Raw genomic sequence first — 16,237 nt, 5'->3', positions numbered from 1 at the left:
CGGCCGTCTGCCGGTCATCGCCGGAAGCCGTGCGTGCCCGCCGACTCCCCGTGCCGGCTGCACCGCGCGGTCCAGCCCACGGGGTCGACCTGCACGACCATGCGGCGCGCGCACACCGGGCAGTGCCGCGGCGGGTCCACGGTGGCGAGCCGGCGGTCGCAGGCCGTGTGGTCCGCGGCCGCCTGCTCCCGCCCGCACCACGCACAGAAGGGCCGCTCGACGGTCTCGTCGACGGCGCCGGCTCCGCTGCGCTGCGGGTCGCGGGGGTCGGCGGGCGGCTCCACGACGGCGCTCACAACGTGTCGTTCAGGGCCTTGATCGGCATCTTGAGGGTCTCGAGCATGTCGAGGTCCTGCTCGGCCGGGCGCCCGAGGTTCGTCAGGTAGTTGCCGACGATGATCGCGTTGACCCCGCCGAGCATGCCCTGCTCCGCGCCGAGGTCGCCGAGGGTGAGCTCGCGGCCGCCGGCGAAGCGCAGCACCGTGCGCGGCAGGGCCAGGCGGAAGGCCGCCACGGTCATCAGCGCGTCGGCACCCTGGGGCACCTCGAGGTGCGCGAAGGGGGTGCCGGGGTTGGGGATGAGGAAGTTCAGCGGGACCTCGTCGGGCTCGAGCTCGGCGAGCTGCACCGCGAACTCGGCGCGCTGCTCGAGCGTCTCGCCCATGCCGACGATGCCGCCGCAGCAGACCTCCATGCCCGCCGCGCGCACCATCTGCAGCGTCTCCCAGCGCTCCTCCCAGGAGTGCGTGGTGACGACCTCCGGGAAGTGGCTGCGGGCGGTCTCGAGGTTGTGGTTGTAGCGGTGCACGCCCATCGCGGCGAGCTCGTCGACCTGCTCCTGGGTCAGCATCCCCAGCGAGCAGGCGACGTTGATGTCGACCTCGGCGCGGATCGCGGCGATGCCCGCGCGCACCTGCTCCATGAGCTTGGCGTCGGGTCCGCGCACCGCGGCGACGATGCAGAACTCGGTGGCCCCGGTCTTGGCGGTCTGCTTGGCCGCCTCCACCAGCCGGTCGACGTCGAGCCACGCCGCGCGCACCGGGGAGTCGAAGAGGCCGGACTGCGAGCAGAAGTGGCAGTCCTCGGGGCAGCCGCCGGTCTTCAGCGAGACGATGCCCTCGACCTCGACCTCCGGACCGCACCAGCGCATCCGCACCTCGTGGGCGAGCGCGAGCGCCTCGGACAGGCGGTCGGTCGGCAGCTGCAGGACGGCCAGGACCTGCTCCTGCGAGAGGCCCTCCCCGCGCTCGAGCACCTGCTCGCGGGCCACGGCGAGGATGTCGCCGGTCTCCTCCGCGGTGGTGCTGGGATCGACGGCCGTCACGCACGGCTCCCTTCATCGGGCTTCGGTCGGGCTCGCCGCAGTGTGCCTCACGGTGCGCGCCCGGGGGACCACCCACCGCCGAGGACGGGACCGAGGCCACAGCGCGCGGCCGCGTGGAGGTCCTCGGGGCTCGCCGTCCCGAGGCCCGCGGGCAGCACGCCGAGCAGCGGGGCGCCGGTCACGGCCGGCAGGTCGTCGAGGTTGGTCCGCTCGGCGAGGTCGGGGTGCTCCGGGTACGCGCCGACGACGGTGCCGGCGAGCACGATCCCGCGCCGGGCCAGCGCCTCGGCGGTGAGCGCGGCGGTGTTGAGCACGCCGAGCCCGGCGCTCGCGACGAGCACGACCGGCGCCGCGAGGCCCGCGGCGACGTCGGCGAGCGTCTGGGGCGGGTGCGTCGTGTCGCCGTCGTCGAGCCGCACCAGCAGGCCGCCCGCACCCTCGACGACGACGAGGTCGGCGTCCTGTTCCCGCACCGCGTCGACCACCTGCGCGGCCGTCACCGGCGGCATCCCCGCCCGCCGCGCGGCGGTCGCCGGCGCGAGGGGCTCGGGGTAGCGGGCGAGCTCGACGAGGGCGACGGGACCGGCCAGCCGCGCCACCGCCGCGAGGTCCCCGTCCTCCCCCGGCGCGACGCCGGTCTGGGCCGGCTTCACGACCGTCACCCGCTCCCCCGCCGCGCGGGCCAGCGCGGCGATCGCCGCGACCACCACCGTCTTGCCGACGTCGGTGCCGGTGCCGGTGACGACGAGGATCCGCACGGCGGGCGAGGGTAGCCCCGTCGGCGGGCCGGGTCAGACGGTCGTCAGTACGCGCACCGCGCGCTGCCCGGCGTCCTCGTGCACGGCGGCGCACGTGCAGAACGGCCGCAGGTGCGAGAGCAGGTCGCCGGTGGACGCCGTGCCGGACCGTGGCGGGCCGATGACCTCGGCGAACAGCTGGCCGGGTCGGGCGCGGACCTCCAGGGTGAGGCCGGCCGCGACGTCGCCGCGACAGCCGAGCACCGCCGCCTCGTGCACCGCGAGCACCGCGGCGCGGACCGCGTCGCCCTCCAGCCCGACCCGCGCCGCGACCTCGGCGACGCAGCGGCGCAGCTCGGCGAGGTCGCCGGTGCCGTCGACGCCGAGCCGCGCCGCCACCGTGCCCCAGAGGTCGGCGGGCACCGGGTCGGACGTCGCGGGCGGGCGGTAGCCGGGGTTGTCGACGCGTCCCGCCGGCCCGGCGAGGTGCGGGTGCGTGCGGCGGGCCACCGCGACGAGCTCGGGGTCGGCGTCGCGGCGGCAGCAGCAGATCAGGGTCAGCGGCAGGTCGCGGCGCACGGCGTTCAGCCCGTCCTCGCCGACGCCGCACGCCGGCACCGGCATCGCCCCGGGGTACTGACCCAGCACGGTGGTGCGCCGGCCCGGCCGGACCCACCTCCGCGCGGCCCCGAGGAAGCCGGGGTCCGACGGCGGGAGCACCGACGACGGCGGCGGGAACGTCACGCGCGCGGCGTCCTCGCCGAGGGCCTCGCGGAAGGCGCGCACGGTGGCACGGTCGACGACGAGGAGCACCTCGTCGCCGTCGGCCACCGCCCGGCGCACCTCGGCGAGCGCGCCGGACACGAGGTCGTCGGGACCGTCGTGGAGCAGCGCGAGGTGGACCAGGCCGCTCTCCTCCTCGCCCCCGGCCGTCACGGCGCGTCCCCGCTCTCGCGCACCGAGGCGGGCCGGCCCACGGCGTCGAACAGCCGGCGCAGGAAGCGCGAGCCGCCGTGCAGGACCACGTGCTGGCCCGCCGGCGCGGACCGGGCCGCGAGCATGAGGATCTCGGCGCAGGCGACGTCCATGAAGTCGACGGCCGACAGGTCGAGGTGCAGGTCGGGGCCGGTCTCGTGGGCGCGCGCGGCGCGCAGGGCGCCGTGCACCGCGGCCCCGAAGCGGCGGGCCACGTGCGCGTCGAGGTCGCCGCTCGGTCGCCACCGCCCGCAGGCGATGCTCGCCGACCAGACGTCGTCGACGAGGTCGCGGTGGTGCACCGCGACCGTCTCCCAGATCGCGGCCTCGTCCTCGTCCGGGACGCTGAGCTGACAGAGCGTGCGGACCGGGCCCTCGTCGGCGAGGACGTCGAACCCGCCCTCCCAGGCGGTGTACGCGGCGAGGACGGCGTCGTCGGCCAGCGGGAGCCCCGGGCTCTCCTGCGTCAGCGCGACGGTGGGCCAGGCGTCCTCGAAGGCGCGGGCCACCTCGTCGCGGAACAGCGCCGTCACGCCCTCGGCCGTCACCCCCGTGCGTTCGACGACGGTCGGCAGGTCGAGGAACTCCATCTGGCCCGTCGCGAGCGCGTCCCGGGCGCCCCGCGGTCCGGCGGGTCCGGCGATCCAGTGCTGGTCGGGGCGCTGGCCGGCCGGGAGCCAGCCCTTGTAGAGGACCTTCGCCCCGAGCGCCAGCTCGCGCTCGATCCATGAGGCGGTGCCACGACGGCCGTGCTCGACGCCCGCGGCAACGAGCAGCGTGTGCCGGGACCGGACCTCGTGGAGGCCGGGGTCCGCACGCAGGAGTGTCGCCACGCGCCCTCCCTCCGGCCGTCCTCGCCCCGGCTCGCGCCGAGCGACACCACGAGTACCCCGAAACCACGATTCGTGAACCTTTCGACCACGCTGCGTATTTCAGGGGAACGTGGACACGCCCGCCCGGGGGTGCCCGAGGCCCACGAGGGGAATCACCGCTCGGCCGTCCGGGCTAGGCGGGGGCGACGATCGGGCCGAGCACCTTGTGCAGCACCTGGTCGACGAGCGCGAGGTCGTCGGCGGTGAGGTCGGCCCGCGCGGTGAGGCGCAGCCGCGAGGTGCCCGGCGGCACCGAGGGCGGGCGGAAGCAGCCGGCGCGCAGCCCGTGCTCGGCGCAGCTCGCCGCGGCGCCGAGGGCCACCGCGGGGTCGCCGAGCACGACGGGCACCATCGCCGCGGTCGGCGCCGGCACGTCGAGCCCGGGCGCCGCGGCCCGCGCGGACGCCGCCACCGAGGCCGCGGCGGCGTGCAGGGCGGCGACCCGGTCGGGCTCGCCGCGCACGATCTCCAGCGCGGCGAGCGCCGCACCCGCGGCGGCCGGAGCGAGGCCGGTGTCGAAGATGAACGGCCGGGCGGTGTCGACGAGGTGCTCGACCACCGCCCGCGCGGCGAGCACCACCCCGCCCTGGCTGCCCAGCGACTTCGACAGTGTCGCGGTCAGCACCACGTCCGCCGCGCCGGCCAGGCCCGCCTCGGTGAGCGTGCCGCGGCCACCGGGCCCGCGGACGCCCAGCCCGTGCGCGTCGTCGACGAGCAGCACGGCGTCGCGCGCGCGGCACACCGCGTGCAGCTCCGCGAGCGGCGCGATCCCGCCGTCGACGCTGTCCACGCCGTCGACGACGACGAGCGCGCGGGGCTCCTCCCGCGCCGCGAGGACCTGGTCGACGACCGCGGGGTCGGTGCACCGGGCCACCTCGACCCGGGCGCGCGAGAGCCGCGCGGCGTCGACCAGCGAGGCGTGCGCGGCGACGTCGGAGACCACGAGCGCGCCCCGGCCCGACAGCGCCGTCACGGCACCCAGGTTCGCGGTGTAGCCCGAGGAGAAGACGAGGGCGGCGGCGCTGCCGGTGAAGTCGGCGAGGGCCTCCTCGAGCTCGCCGTGCAGCCGCGTCGACCCCGTGACCAGCCGCGACCCCGTGGAGCCGGCGCCCCACGCGCGCAGCGCGTCCACCCCCGCGTCGACGACGCGCGGGTCGCGGGCGAGGCCGAGGTAGTCGTTGGAGGCGAGGTCGACGACGGGGTCGGCGACATCCCGCGGGCGCAGCGTGCGCCGCAGCCCCGCCTCCGCGCGCGACGCCGCCGTCTGCTCCAGCCACGCACCCAGCCAGCCCACGGCGGCCACCCTACGGTGACCGGATGCGCCTCGAGACGCTCCTGCCGCTGGGGAAGGTCGACCCGGGCCTGCGGACCCCGGACACCCCGCTGGACCTCGCGACCGTCGCGCGGGACGCCGCGATGCTCGAGGAGCTGGGCTACGGCGGCCTGGCGGTCGAGGAGACCAAGGACGACCCCTTCGTCGTGCTCGCCCTCGCCGCGACCGCCACGTCGACGCTGCGGACCGGCACCGCGGTGACCATCGCGTTCCCGCGCAGCCCGACGGTCATGGCGCTGCAGGCCTGGACGCAGCAGAAGCTCTCCGGCGGGCGGTTCACGCTCGGCCTCGGGACGCAGGTGCGCGGGCACATCCGCCGGCGCTACGGGGTGGCGTGGCACCCGCCGGCGCCGTGGATGCGCGACTACGTGCGGGCGATGCGCGCGGTGTGGGCGACCTGGCAGACCGGCGCGCCGCTGGACCACCACGGCGAGCACTACGACCTCGACCTCATGGTGCCGCTGTTCGACGCCGGGCCGATCGAGCACCCCGACATCCCGATCCACCTCGCGGCGGTGAACACGAACATGTGCGCGGTGGCGGGCGAGGTCGCCGACGGCGTGCGCCCGCACCCGGTGTGCACGCCGTCGTACATCCGCGAGGTGATGCTGCCCGCGGTCCGCCGGGGCGCGGCACGCGGCGGGCGCCCGCTCGACGGGTTCCGGGTGGCGATGAAGCCGCTGGTGGCCTCGGCGCGCACGGAGTCCGAGCTGGTGCCGAAGGTCCGCGACGCCCGCGCCCGCATCTCCTTCTACGCCTCGACGCCCGGCTACCGCGCGGCGTTCGAGCACCTCGGCCTGGGCGACCTCGCGAACGAGGCCAAGGAGCTGTCGAAGGCCCAGCGCTGGGAGGACCTCCCGGCGATGATCGACGACGAGACGCTGCACCGGTTCGCGGTGATCGGCACGTACGACGAGATCGGCGAGCGGCTGCTCGAGCGCTACCGCGACGTGGTCACCGACGTCGAGTTCTCCGTGGCCGTCCGGGACGACGCCGACCGCGCGACCCTGCGCGACCTCGCCGCGACGATCCAGGCCGCCGACGACGCCCCGGCCCGCGCGACGATCACCGGTACGTGAGCAGTTGGCACGCCTATAGCCGTGCCAACTGCTCACGTAGGGGTCAGGACGGGTCGACCGCCGGGACGGGGATCGCCGAGGTCGCGGGGTCGCCGGGGGTGCCGGAGGCGCCGGGGGTGCCGGACGCGCCGGCGCCGAGGCGGTCGCGCGAGGCCGGGACGAAGCGGTCCTCGTCCAGCACCGACATGCGCGCGGTGGCGATGTCGAAGTACAGCCCCACCAGCCGCACGCGCCCGGCCGCCAGCGCCCGCGCCACCGCGGGGTGCTCGCGCAGCCGCTCGAGCTGGACGGCGACGTTGACCATCGCGAGCTGGTCGACGTCCGACGCCCCGCGCGCCGCGGCCTGCGTCGCCACGGGGTGACCGGCGCGCCACCGCGCGACGCTCTCGCCGGCACCGTCGAGCCAGCGCCCGAGCACGCCGTCGCCGCCGGTCCCGCGCAGCGCGGCGGTCATCGCCCCACAGCCCGAGTGCCCGCAGACCACGAGCGTCGGCACCTCGAGGACGTCGAGCGCGTACTCCACCGACGCCGCCACCGAGGTGTCCCCGCCGACCGGCGCCAGGTTGCCGACGTTGCGGACGGTGAACAGGTCGCCGGGCCCGCTCGAGGTGATCACGTTCGGCACGACCCGCGAGTCCGAGCAGGTCAGGAAGAACGCGTACGGCGCCTGCCGGTCGGCGAGGTCGGACAGGTACGGCGCGACCAGCCCGGCCGCCCGGCGGTGGTACTCGCGCAGCCCGGTGAGGATGGGGTCGTCGACCTCGTCCTCGTGCCCGTGGCCGGCACCGTGCCCGTACGTCGCGTCGTGTCCCGCCTGCCACACCGACCACGGCGACAGGAACCGCGGCACCGGCCCGGGACGCCGGTCGCCGGGCCCGCCGTTCGACGCCGCGCGCCGGTCGAGCAGGCCCATCGTCCCGACCTCGTCCACGCGCACGTGCCCGCCGCCCTGCTCGTGGCGCTCGATCCACTCCGAGAGGTGGTCGTAGGCGGCGTGGTCGAGGTAGTCGGTGACGAGGTCGACCACGACCGGCGCGCCGGCCGGCACCTGGCCGAGGCGGCGGGCCAGGCGCGGGATCGACGGGAAGCACAGGGCGCCCTCGACGACGACGTGCCACGGGCGCGCGCCGCCGAGCCGGTCGTCGGGGTCCGCGGCTGTCGAGCTGGGCGGCTCCTGGACCTCGATCGACGCCCACACCACGCGGCGCAGCACCAGCAGCAGGGCGAGCACGAGCCCCGCGACCACGCCGGTGAGCAGGTCGGTGAGCACGACGCCGGCGATCGTCACGAGGTACACCGGCAGCTCGCCGTGGCGGTGCAGCTCGCGCATGTGGGCGAGCTTGACCAGCCGCGCGCCGATCACCACGAGCAGCCCGGCCAGCACGGCCATCGGGATCTGCTCGACGAGCCCCAGCAGCGCCACCGAGAACACGACGATCCACACGCCGTGCAGCACCGCCGAGACGCGGCTCCTCGCGCCCGCCGCGACGTTGGTCGAGCTGCGCACGATGACGCCGGTGATCGGCAGGCCGCCGAGCAGGCCCGAGAGGGTGTTGCCCGCGCCCTGGCCGATGAGCTCGCGGTCGAGATCGGACCTGGGGCCGGTGTGCATCCGGTCGACGGCCACCGCGGAGAGCAGGCTCTCGACGCTGGCGATGATCGCGATCGTCAGCACGCCGACCGCGAACGCGCCCCACTGACCGTCAGGCAGCACCGGTGGCGTGACGGCGTCGAGCAGCGAGCCGCCGATCTCCACCCGCTCCACCGGCAGCGCGAGCGCCGCGGCGACGACGGTGACGAGGACGACGGCGAGCAGCGGCGCCGGGATGCCGCGCACCCAGCCCGGCAGGGACCGGGGCAGCCGCGGCCAGGCCAGGAGGATCGCGATGACGGCCAGGCCGAGGACCGCCGCGGGGCCGTGCAGGCCCAGGAGCTGCCCGGGCAGGGCGAGGACGTTGGCGATCGCGTCGTCCTGCTGCTCGCCGCCGAGGACGACGTGCAGCTGGCCGAGCACGATGACGACGCCGATGCCGGCGAGCATCCCGTGCACGACGGCCGGGGAGATCGCGAGCGCGGCGCGCCCGGTCCGCGTCAGGCCGAAGAGCACCTGCAGCACACCGGCGGCGACCGTGATCGCGCAGGTGACGCCCCAGCCGAAGCGGCCGACGAGGTCGGCGACGACGACGGTGAGGCCGGCCGCGGGCCCGCTGACCTGCAGCACGGAGCCGCCGAGCGCGCCCGCGACGATGCCGCCGACCGCGGCGGCGATCAGCCCCGCGGTCAGGGGCGCGTCCGAGGCCACCGCGATGCCCAGCGAGAGGGGCACGGCGACGAGGAAGACGACGAGGGAGGCGGGGACGTCGGCGCGCAGCTTCTCGCGCCAGGTCGGGGTGTCGCGGTCGGGGACGGGATCGCCCGCGGGGTCCGCGGGCACGGCGGTCGCTCCGGTGGTCATGGGTCCTCCGTCGGGGGGCCGTGGACCGGCCCGGCGGGGGGTGATCGGCGACGATCACCGGGGATCTCTGCAGCGTCGGGGGACGCCCACGACGCCGCCGGCGACCACCTCGTCGTGGTCACCCGGCGTCACCACCGCGACGTCGTCGCGACGGGCCGGGGCGCTGTCGATCACTCTGCCCTACCGGCGGGACACCCCTGCCCGCCGCGGCGAGTTGATCGTCACCGAGCGTTCCGATCAGACCGGGTCGAGCGGTACCCGCGGTACCACGACCGAGTGTGACCCAGCCTCGAGCTGGACATCCCGGTCGGCACCGCCACGCTCGGTCCGTACCGGGACGCGCGTGCTGCTACTCCGGCCGAGTGGATTCGGGCGAATCGGGCGATCGGGGAAGGCACGTCACACCGCCTCACGCCCGTCTCATCGCCGTCTCACACGCCCGTCACGCTGCGTTCACACTGCGGGCCACGCCGCGCTCAGGCGACCCGGGCCGCGGCGACCATGGCGCCGCCGATCCGCAGGACGTCGTCGGCCGGCGTCACGTAGGGCGGCATGGCGTAGACGAGGTCCCGGAACGGGCGCAGCCAGACCCCGTGCTCCTCGGCGGCGGCCTGCGCGGCGGGCACGTCGACGGGGTGGTCGAGCTGGACCACCCCGATGCCGCCCAGCACCCGCACGTCGCGGACCCCGGGGACATCCCGCGCCGGGGCGAGGGACTCGCGCAGGCCGGCGCCCAGCGCCGCGACCTCGCCCGCCCAGTCGCGACGCAGCAGCTCGTCGACGCTCGCCGCCGCGACGGTCGCGGCGAGCGGGTTGGCCATGAACGTCGGCCCGTGCATGAGGCCCCCGGCCTCGCCCGCGCTGATCGCGGTGGCGACCGCCGGCGTGCACAGGGCGGCGGCCATCGTCAGGTAGCCGCCGGTCAGGGCCTTGCCCAGGCACATGACGTCCGGGGCGACCCCGGCCTGCTCGGCGGCGAAGAGCGTGCCGGTGCGCCCGAACCCGGTGGCGATCTCGTCGAACACCAGCACGAGGTCGTGGGCGTCGGCGATCTCCCGCAGCGCCCGCAGGTGCCGGGGGTCGTGGAAGCGCATCCCGCCCGCCCCCTGGACCACCGGCTCGACGACGATCCCGGCGACCTCGTCGGCGTGGGCGTCGGCCACCGCGCGCAGGTGCTCGTCGTAGGCCGGGTCGTAGGTCGACGGCGGGCGGTCGGCGAACACCTGCTGCGGCAGGAACCCGCTCCACGCCGCGTGCATCCCGCCCTCGGGGTCGCAGACGCTCATCGCGCCGAAGGTGTCGCCGTGGTAGCCGCCGCGCCAGGTCATCATCCGCGTGCGCCCGGGGCGGCCGCGGGCGCGCTGGTACTGCAGGCACATCTTCAGCGCGACCTCGATCGACACCGACCCCGAGTCGGCGAGGAACACGTGTTCCAGCGGCTCCGGGGTCAGCGCGACCAGCCGCTCGGCGAGCGCCACCGCCGGGTCGTGCGTCAGGCCGCCGAACATCACGTGGCTCATGGCGCCGGTCGCCCGCGTCACGGCCTCGTCGAGCGCCGGGTGCCGGTAGCCGTGCACGGCCGCCCACCACGACGACATGCCGTCGACGAGCTCGCGGCCGTCGTCGAGCGTGAGCCGCACGCCCCGCGCCGAGCGCACCACCAGTGGGTCGGTCCGCCCCGGCATCGGGCCGTAGGGGTGCCAGACGTGCGCCCGGTCGCGTTCCCGCAGCGTCGGGGCGGGCGGCAGGGGCGCGGTCTCCGGCGACGTCATCCGCGCACCGTAACGGCGCAGCGGGACAGGAGCCCTAGGATCGGCCGTGATGTCCACCCTCGACGAGAGCGCCCCCGACGCGCGGCCGGACCCGTTCTCCCGGCGCCGCGAGGTGGCCGCCACCAGCGCGCGCTCGCTGCTGGTCACGGTGCTCGGCGAGCTCGTGCTGCCCCGCGGCGCGCCGGTGTGGACGCAGACCGTCGTCGACGTCCTGGGCCTCGTCGGGGTCGAGGAGAAGTCGGCCCGCCAGGCCCTCGCCCGCACGGCCGCCGACGGGATGCTCGTCTCGGAGCGGGTCGGCCGTCGGGTGCGCTGGGACCTCACGCCCTGGGGCCGCGACCTGCTCACCGAGGGCGCCGCCCGCATCTACGCGCACGGCCGCACGCGCACGGCGTGGGACGGGCGCTGGCTCGTGGTCGTCGCGAGCGTCCCCGAGCAGCAGCGCGCCCGGCGCCACCGCCTGCGCACCCGCCTGGCGTGGGCCGGGCTCGGCTCCCCCGCGGCCGGGATGTGGGTCTCCCCCGACCCGGACCGGGTCGACGAGGTCCGCGAGGTGCTCGCCGAGCACGGGCCGGCCGACGCCCACGTCGTCACCGGCGAGTACCACGGCGAGCTCACGGCCGGGGAGCTCGCGGCGCGTGCCTGGGACCTCGGCGACCTCGAGGCCCGCTACGAGGAGTTCGTCGACCGCTTCGCCGCCCTCGAGCCCGTCGAGGACCCCGCGACGCTCGCGGCGCAGGTCCGCCTCGTCGACGCGTGGCGCCGCTTCCCGTTCCTCGACCCCGGGCTCCCCGACGCCCTGCTGCCCTCGCCGTGGGTCGGGCACCGGGCGGCCGAGGTGTTCCACGGCCGCCACACCGCCTGGGCCGACGGCGCGCTGCGCGCCGCGACGGAGCTGGGTCTCTAGCGCCGGGCGAGCTCGCCTCGGCGCCTCGTCGACCCGCACGCCGCCGCAACGGCCGTCGGCCCAGGGGTGATCAGGCGCTGGTCACTGGATCCAGATGGTCTTCGCGTTGACGAACGACTGCGGCCCGAAGCTCGCGAGCTCGCGGCCGTACCCGGAGTTCTTCGCGCCGCCGAACGGCACCTCGGGCGTCGACTCGGTGATCTTGTTGATGTAGACCATGCCCGACTCGACCTCGGTGGCGAAGCGCATCTTCTCGTCCTCGTCGGACGTCCAGGCGCTGCCGCCGAGGCCGAAGTCGGAGTCGTTGGCGATGCGGATCGCGTCGTCGGCGTCGGTGGCGCGGAAGACCAGCGCCACCGGCCCGAAGAGCTCCTCCTTGTAGGCCCGCGCCTCCTTCGGGATGTCGGTGAGCACCGTCGGCGGGTACCAGTTGCCCGGCTTGTCGAGCCGCTCGCCGCCGGTCAGCAGGCGGGCCCCGGCCTTGATCGAGTCCTGCACCTGCTCGTCGAGGTCGGTGACCCCGTTGCCCTGCGACATCGGCCCGAGGTCGGTGTTCTCGTCCATCGGGTCGCCGATCGTCAGCGACTCCATCTTCGCCACGAGCTTCTGCGTGAAGTCGTCGGCGATGTCCTGGTGGACGATGAAGCGCTTGGCGTTGATGCAGCTCTGGCCGTTGTTGAGCATGCGGCTGGACACGGCGGCGTCGACGACCGCGTCGAGGTCGTCCACCGACGGCATGACGATGAACGGGTCGCTGCCGCCGAGCTCGAGCACGCTGGTCTTGACGTTCTGGCCGGCGCGGGCCCCGACCTCACGGCCGGCGGGCTCGCTGCCGGTCAGCGTCACGGCGCGCACGCGGGGGTCGTCGATGATGCCCTCGATCACCGAGGAGCCGACGAGCAGCGTCTGGAAGGCACCCTCGGGGAAGCCGGCCCGGTTGAGCACGTCCTCGATGGCCATGGCGACCTGCGGCACGTTCGACGCGTGCTTGAGCAGGCCGACGTTGCCGGCCATGAGCGCGGGCGCGGCGAAGCGCAGGACCTGCCAGAACGGGAAGTTCCACGGCATGATCGCGAGCACCGGACCCAGCGGCTGGTACCGGGTGAAGATGCGCGCGTTCTCGGGGGCGTTCTTCGGCTTCGGCCACTCGACGTCGGCGAGGTCCTCGGCGGCGTGGTCGGCGTACCAGCGGCAGCCCAGCGAGCACTTGGCGATCTCGGCCTTCGCCGCGGCGAAGGTCTTGCCCATCTCGAGGGTGGCGAGCTCGGCGAGGCGGTCGGTCTCGGCATCGAAGATGTCGGCCGCCGCGCGCAGCCAGCCGGCGCGCTGCTCGAACGTCGTGTCCCGGTAGCTCTGGAACGTGTCCCAGGCGCGCTGGAGCTTCTCCTCCAGCTGCTGCTCGGTGAGGGAATCGAACTCCTTGACGGTCTCCCCCGTGGCGGGGTTCGTCGTTGCGATGGCCATGCTCTCGTCTACCCCACTCGGCGGGCCGGGCAATCGGCGCTCGGCACGGGGTCGGTGGTCACCGAGCGCGCCGCCCGCGCGGCGCAGCGCTCCGCCCGGGCGAGGCCCAGCGCCGCCACCGCCGCGACCGCGCCGGCGGCCGCGAGGAGCACCCACCCGCCCCGCAGCAGCCCGATCTCGTCCGGACGCCCGGTCGTGGCCGTCCCGATCACCGAGACCAGCAGCGCGACGCCGAGCACCGAGCCCACCTGGCGGGCGGTCGTGATCAGCGACGAGCCGCTGCCCCACCGGTGGGCGGGCAGCGCGACGCCGACGACCGACGAGAGCGTGGGCAGCACCAGCCCGACCCCGAGGCCGGTCGCGAGCTGGCCGGGCAGCATGCCGACCGCGTAGTCCGGGGTGGCGTCGAGCCGCAGCGCCCACCACGTCGGACCGGCCGCGAACAGCAGCGCGCCCACGGCCGCGACCGGCCCGATCCCGATGCGTGCGGTGAGGTGGCCCGACAGGCGCGACACCCCGACGACCACCAACGGCCCCACCGCCAGCGCGAGCCCGGCGGCCGGCGCGGACCAGCCCCAGGTCGCGGTCAGGTAGAGGACGTTGACGACGAGCATGCCGGCGAAGCCGGTCGAGAACGCCAGCATCGCGAGCGCGGCGAGCCCGACCACCGGCGTGCGCAGCACCGCCAGGTCCAGGGCCGGCACCGGGTGGCGCCGCGAGCGCAGCACCACGCCGCCGAGGGCGAGGACCGCCACGATCACGCCCGCGACCACGGGCGCCGCGCGCCACCCGAGGTCGGCCACGCGGACCAGCGCGAAGGCGAGCGCCCCGACCCCGACGACGAGGCCCACGGCGCCGAGGACGTCGGGCCGGCCCGACCCCGTGGGCGTGGTGCTCGGCAGCGCCCGCAGGCCCGCGACCAGGGCCAGCAGCCCGACGGGCACGTTGACGAGGAAGACCCAGTGCCAGGACGCCTCGACGAGCAGCCCGCCGAGCGGGGGCCCGAGGGCGGCCGCGATCGCGCCGATCGAGGCCCAGGCGCCGACCGCGTGGGCCCGGCGGTCGGCGGGGAAGGCGGTGAGCAGCAGCGACAGCGACGTCGGCGTCACCAGCGCCGCGCCCAGCGCCTGCACGGCCCGCGCCGCCACGAGCAGCGCGACCGAGGGCGCGACCGCGCAGGCCGCCGAGGCGAGCGTGAACACCGCGAGTCCGACGAGGAAGACCCGGCGGTGCCCGGCGCGGTCGGCGAGCCGCCCGGCGAGCGCCAGGAACGCGGCGAAGACGACCGTGTAGCCGTTGAGGACCCAGGACAGCGCGCCGAGGTCGGTGCCGGGGAAGTCGGCGCGGATGTCGGGGAAGGCGATGTTGACGATGAAGAGGTCGAGGCTGGAGAGGAACGCCGCGGCCGAGGTGATGAGCAGGACGGTGCGGGGGCTGGTGGTCCCCGTGCCGGTCGTCCCGGTCGTGCTCACGCGCGACTCCTCCCGCCGGGGCCCGGACGGATCACTCGGTTGCGGACCGATCGGTCCGTCACGTCCGTGACCGTACACCGGAGGTCCCGGTCGGCGTCAGACCCGCGTCGGCGGCTCCGCCAGCCCCGGGTACACCGCGAGGGCGTTGCCGCCGAGCAGCCGGTCGGTCAGGTCGTCACCGAGACCGAGCTCGCGGATCGCGGCGATGTTGCGGGCGGGGTCGGCGGACGGTGCGTCGGTCCCGAAGATGCACTTCGCCGCGACGCGATCGAACCCGAAGCGCTCGTAGTACACGGGCAGCTTGCGCGGCGGCAGGCCGGCGACGTCGAGCCACACGTCCTCGCGGGTCAGGGCCAGCGAGGCCGCGGCCTCGTAGCTCCACCCGCGGCCGCCGTGGGCGAGGACGAGGCGCAGGCCCGGGAAGTCGCGCAGCACGTCGTCGAGCAGCACCGGGTCACCGTGGCGGGCCGTGGCGCCCGGGAAGTTCGACGGGCCGGTGTGCACGATCACCGGCACCCCGCGCTCGAGGCACCGGGCGTACGCCGGGTAGAGCTGGGCGTCGTTGGGCGCGATCCCCGCGTGGACGGGGTGGACCTTGAGCGCCACGGCGCCGAGGTCGAGCTGCCGGTCGAGCTCGGCGGCCACCGGGTGGTGGACGTGCGGGTTGACGTTGGCGACGATCCGGAACCGCTCGGCGTCGGCGTCGACCAGCGGCAGCATGTCCTCGATCGTCTGCCAGCCCGTGGCCTTCGGCGAGTACTCGCAGAACAGCAGCACCCGGTCGACGCCGGCACCCGCGAACAGCGCCGAGACCTTCTCGGGGATCGCGGCGCCGTCGCTGTCGTAGCAGGCCGACCACGCCTCCTCCGGCCCGGCCGGGCCGATCCACTGCTTCCACGGCACCTTGAGCCGCTCGAGGTGGGCGACGTGGACGTGGGCGTCGACGATCACGGCGACAGTGTCCCGCAGGTCCCGGCGACCCGCGTCGGCGCCGACCGGTGCGCTAGTCGAAGAGGTCCGGGTCGGTGCGGACGATCTCGTCCCAGATCGGCTGGAACGCGAACCAGCCGGCGTACGGCGTGCCGGTCTGCTCGGCGGTGAACTTCGCGTTCGCGTGGTCGATCTGCGTGGGCGTGCCGGCGGCCTCGGCGAGGAGCTGGGCCTGGCAGTTGCGCTCGGTGTTGATGAACCACCACGCGGCCTCGGCGACGGTGTCGCCGACGGTGAAGATGCCGTGGTTCTGGTGGAAGACCATCCGGCGGCCCGTCAGCCCCGTCGCCAGCGCGCGGCCGACCTCGGGGTCGAGCACGACGGCGCCGCGGCCCTCGGTGACGACGCCGTGGTTCTCGTAGAGCGTGCAGGCGTCCTGGGTGATCGGGTCGAGCGGGCGGGCCAGCGACGACCACGCCTTGCCGTACACCGAGTGCGCGTGCGCGGCGGCCACGACCTCCGGGTGCGCGTGGTGCACGGCCGAGTGGATGACGAACCCGGCCTGGTTCACCGGCTTGTTCCCGTGCACGACCTCGCCGTCGTGGCTGACGGCGATGAGGTCGGAGACCCGGATGTGCCGGAAGCTCATCCCGAACGGGTTGACCCAGAACATGTGCGGGTCCTCGGGGTCGCGCACCGTGATGTGGCCCGCGATCCCCTCCCCGAACCCGAACCGGCCGAAGACACGGAACGCGCCGGCGAGCTGCTGCTTGCGGTGCAGCCGCTCCTCCGCGCTCGTCGCGAACGTCGGCGGCTGGGGCATCCGGATGCCCTCCTGCGACGGTCGGAAGCCCGACATCTCGGTCTCGGGGCTGGGCGTGTCCTGCGTGGGGGCGGCCATGCCTCGACCGTGCGCC

Annotated in this window: 14 protein-coding genes; 2 read left to right on the top strand and 12 right to left on the bottom strand. The window is 75.6% G+C overall.

Features of this window, described 5'->3' with window-relative positions:
• Positions 1–14: 14 nt before the first annotated feature.
• From bsaP to PGB27_RS26205, 6 genes are all read right to left on the bottom strand, one after another.
• Entirely contained in the window at positions 15–296 is a 282-nt protein-coding gene (bsaP, locus tag PGB27_RS26230) for a biotin synthase auxiliary protein BsaP (protein WP_274203440.1), read from the bottom strand.
• Positions 293–1,324: a biotin synthase BioB gene (bioB, locus tag PGB27_RS26225; protein WP_274203389.1), complete on the bottom strand. Its 1,032-nt coding sequence runs from the start codon at positions 1,322–1,324 to the stop codon at positions 293–295. Before bioB ends, bsaP begins: the two co-directional genes overlap by 4 nt.
• 47 nt (positions 1,325–1,371) lie before the next feature.
• A complete protein-coding gene (bioD, locus tag PGB27_RS26220; protein ID WP_274203388.1) occupies positions 1,372–2,082 on the bottom strand; it encodes a dethiobiotin synthase in 711 nt (236 codons plus the stop codon).
• A 33-nt stretch (positions 2,083–2,115) separates the two neighbouring features.
• Complete coding sequence (locus PGB27_RS26215; RefSeq protein WP_274203387.1) at positions 2,116–2,997, bottom strand: P-loop NTPase family protein; 882 nt, start codon at positions 2,995–2,997, stop codon at positions 2,116–2,118.
• Positions 2,994–3,869, bottom strand: a complete 876-nt coding sequence (locus PGB27_RS26210; protein ID WP_274203386.1) for an STAS domain-containing protein — start codon at positions 3,867–3,869, stop codon at positions 2,994–2,996. Before PGB27_RS26210 ends, PGB27_RS26215 begins: the two co-directional genes overlap by 4 nt.
• A 172-nt stretch (positions 3,870–4,041) precedes the next feature.
• The gene (locus PGB27_RS26205; protein ID WP_408630124.1) at positions 4,042–5,202 is read right to left on the bottom strand and encodes an 8-amino-7-oxononanoate synthase; all 1,161 of its coding nucleotides are present in this window, start codon (positions 5,200–5,202) and stop codon (positions 4,042–4,044) included.
• 23 nt (positions 5,203–5,225) lie between these two features.
• Here PGB27_RS26205 and PGB27_RS26200 point away from each other — a divergent pair, with 23 nt between their 5' ends.
• Complete coding sequence (locus PGB27_RS26200) at positions 5,226–6,320, top strand: TIGR03617 family F420-dependent LLM class oxidoreductase (protein ID WP_274203385.1); 1,095 nt, start codon at positions 5,226–5,228, stop codon at positions 6,318–6,320.
• A 43-nt stretch (positions 6,321–6,363) separates the two neighbouring features.
• Here the strand turns inward: PGB27_RS26200 and PGB27_RS26195 are convergent, their stop codons facing one another.
• Together PGB27_RS26195 and PGB27_RS26190 are read right to left on the bottom strand one after the other, a co-directional pair.
• Complete coding sequence (locus PGB27_RS26195) at positions 6,364–8,775, bottom strand: bifunctional SulP family inorganic anion transporter/carbonic anhydrase (RefSeq protein WP_274203384.1); 2,412 nt, start codon at positions 8,773–8,775, stop codon at positions 6,364–6,366.
• Positions 8,776–9,251: 476 nt separating this feature from the next.
• The gene (locus PGB27_RS26190) at positions 9,252–10,547 is read right to left on the bottom strand and encodes an adenosylmethionine--8-amino-7-oxononanoate transaminase (RefSeq protein WP_274203383.1); all 1,296 of its coding nucleotides are present in this window, start codon (positions 10,545–10,547) and stop codon (positions 9,252–9,254) included.
• A 49-nt stretch (positions 10,548–10,596) separates the two neighbouring features.
• On the opposite strand from PGB27_RS26190, the gene PGB27_RS26185 reads away from it, so the two are divergent.
• Positions 10,597–11,454: a PaaX family transcriptional regulator gene (locus PGB27_RS26185; protein WP_274203382.1), complete on the top strand. Its 858-nt coding sequence runs from the start codon at positions 10,597–10,599 to the stop codon at positions 11,452–11,454.
• An 81-nt stretch (positions 11,455–11,535) separates the two neighbouring features.
• Here the strand turns inward: PGB27_RS26185 and PGB27_RS26180 are convergent, their stop codons facing one another.
• The 4 genes from PGB27_RS26180 to PGB27_RS26165 form a co-directional block, all read right to left on the bottom strand.
• Positions 11,536–12,918 carry an NAD-dependent succinate-semialdehyde dehydrogenase gene (locus tag PGB27_RS26180; protein ID WP_274203381.1) on the bottom strand — a complete coding sequence of 461 codons (1,383 nt, stop codon included), beginning with the start codon at positions 12,916–12,918 and terminating at the stop codon, positions 11,536–11,538.
• Between the two features lie 8 nt (positions 12,919–12,926).
• The gene (locus PGB27_RS26175) at positions 12,927–14,390 is read right to left on the bottom strand and encodes a DHA2 family efflux MFS transporter permease subunit (protein ID WP_274203380.1); all 1,464 of its coding nucleotides are present in this window, start codon (positions 14,388–14,390) and stop codon (positions 12,927–12,929) included.
• A gap of 96 nt (positions 14,391–14,486) precedes the next feature.
• Entirely contained in the window at positions 14,487–15,341 is an 855-nt protein-coding gene (locus PGB27_RS26170) for an amidohydrolase family protein (RefSeq protein ID WP_274203379.1), read from the bottom strand.
• 52 nt (positions 15,342–15,393) lie between these two features.
• Positions 15,394–16,221, bottom strand: a complete 828-nt coding sequence (locus tag PGB27_RS26165) for a class II aldolase/adducin family protein (protein WP_274203378.1) — start codon at positions 16,219–16,221, stop codon at positions 15,394–15,396.
• Between the last annotated feature and the right edge of the window lie 16 nt (positions 16,222–16,237).

It is taken from the genome of Actinomycetospora lemnae (assembly GCF_028737315.1).
Classification (GTDB): Bacteria; Actinomycetota; Actinomycetes; order Mycobacteriales; family Pseudonocardiaceae; genus Actinomycetospora; species Actinomycetospora lemnae.
The sequence above is the reverse complement of the archived record's forward strand: the minus strand, read 5'-3'. Positions and strand labels throughout refer to the sequence as shown.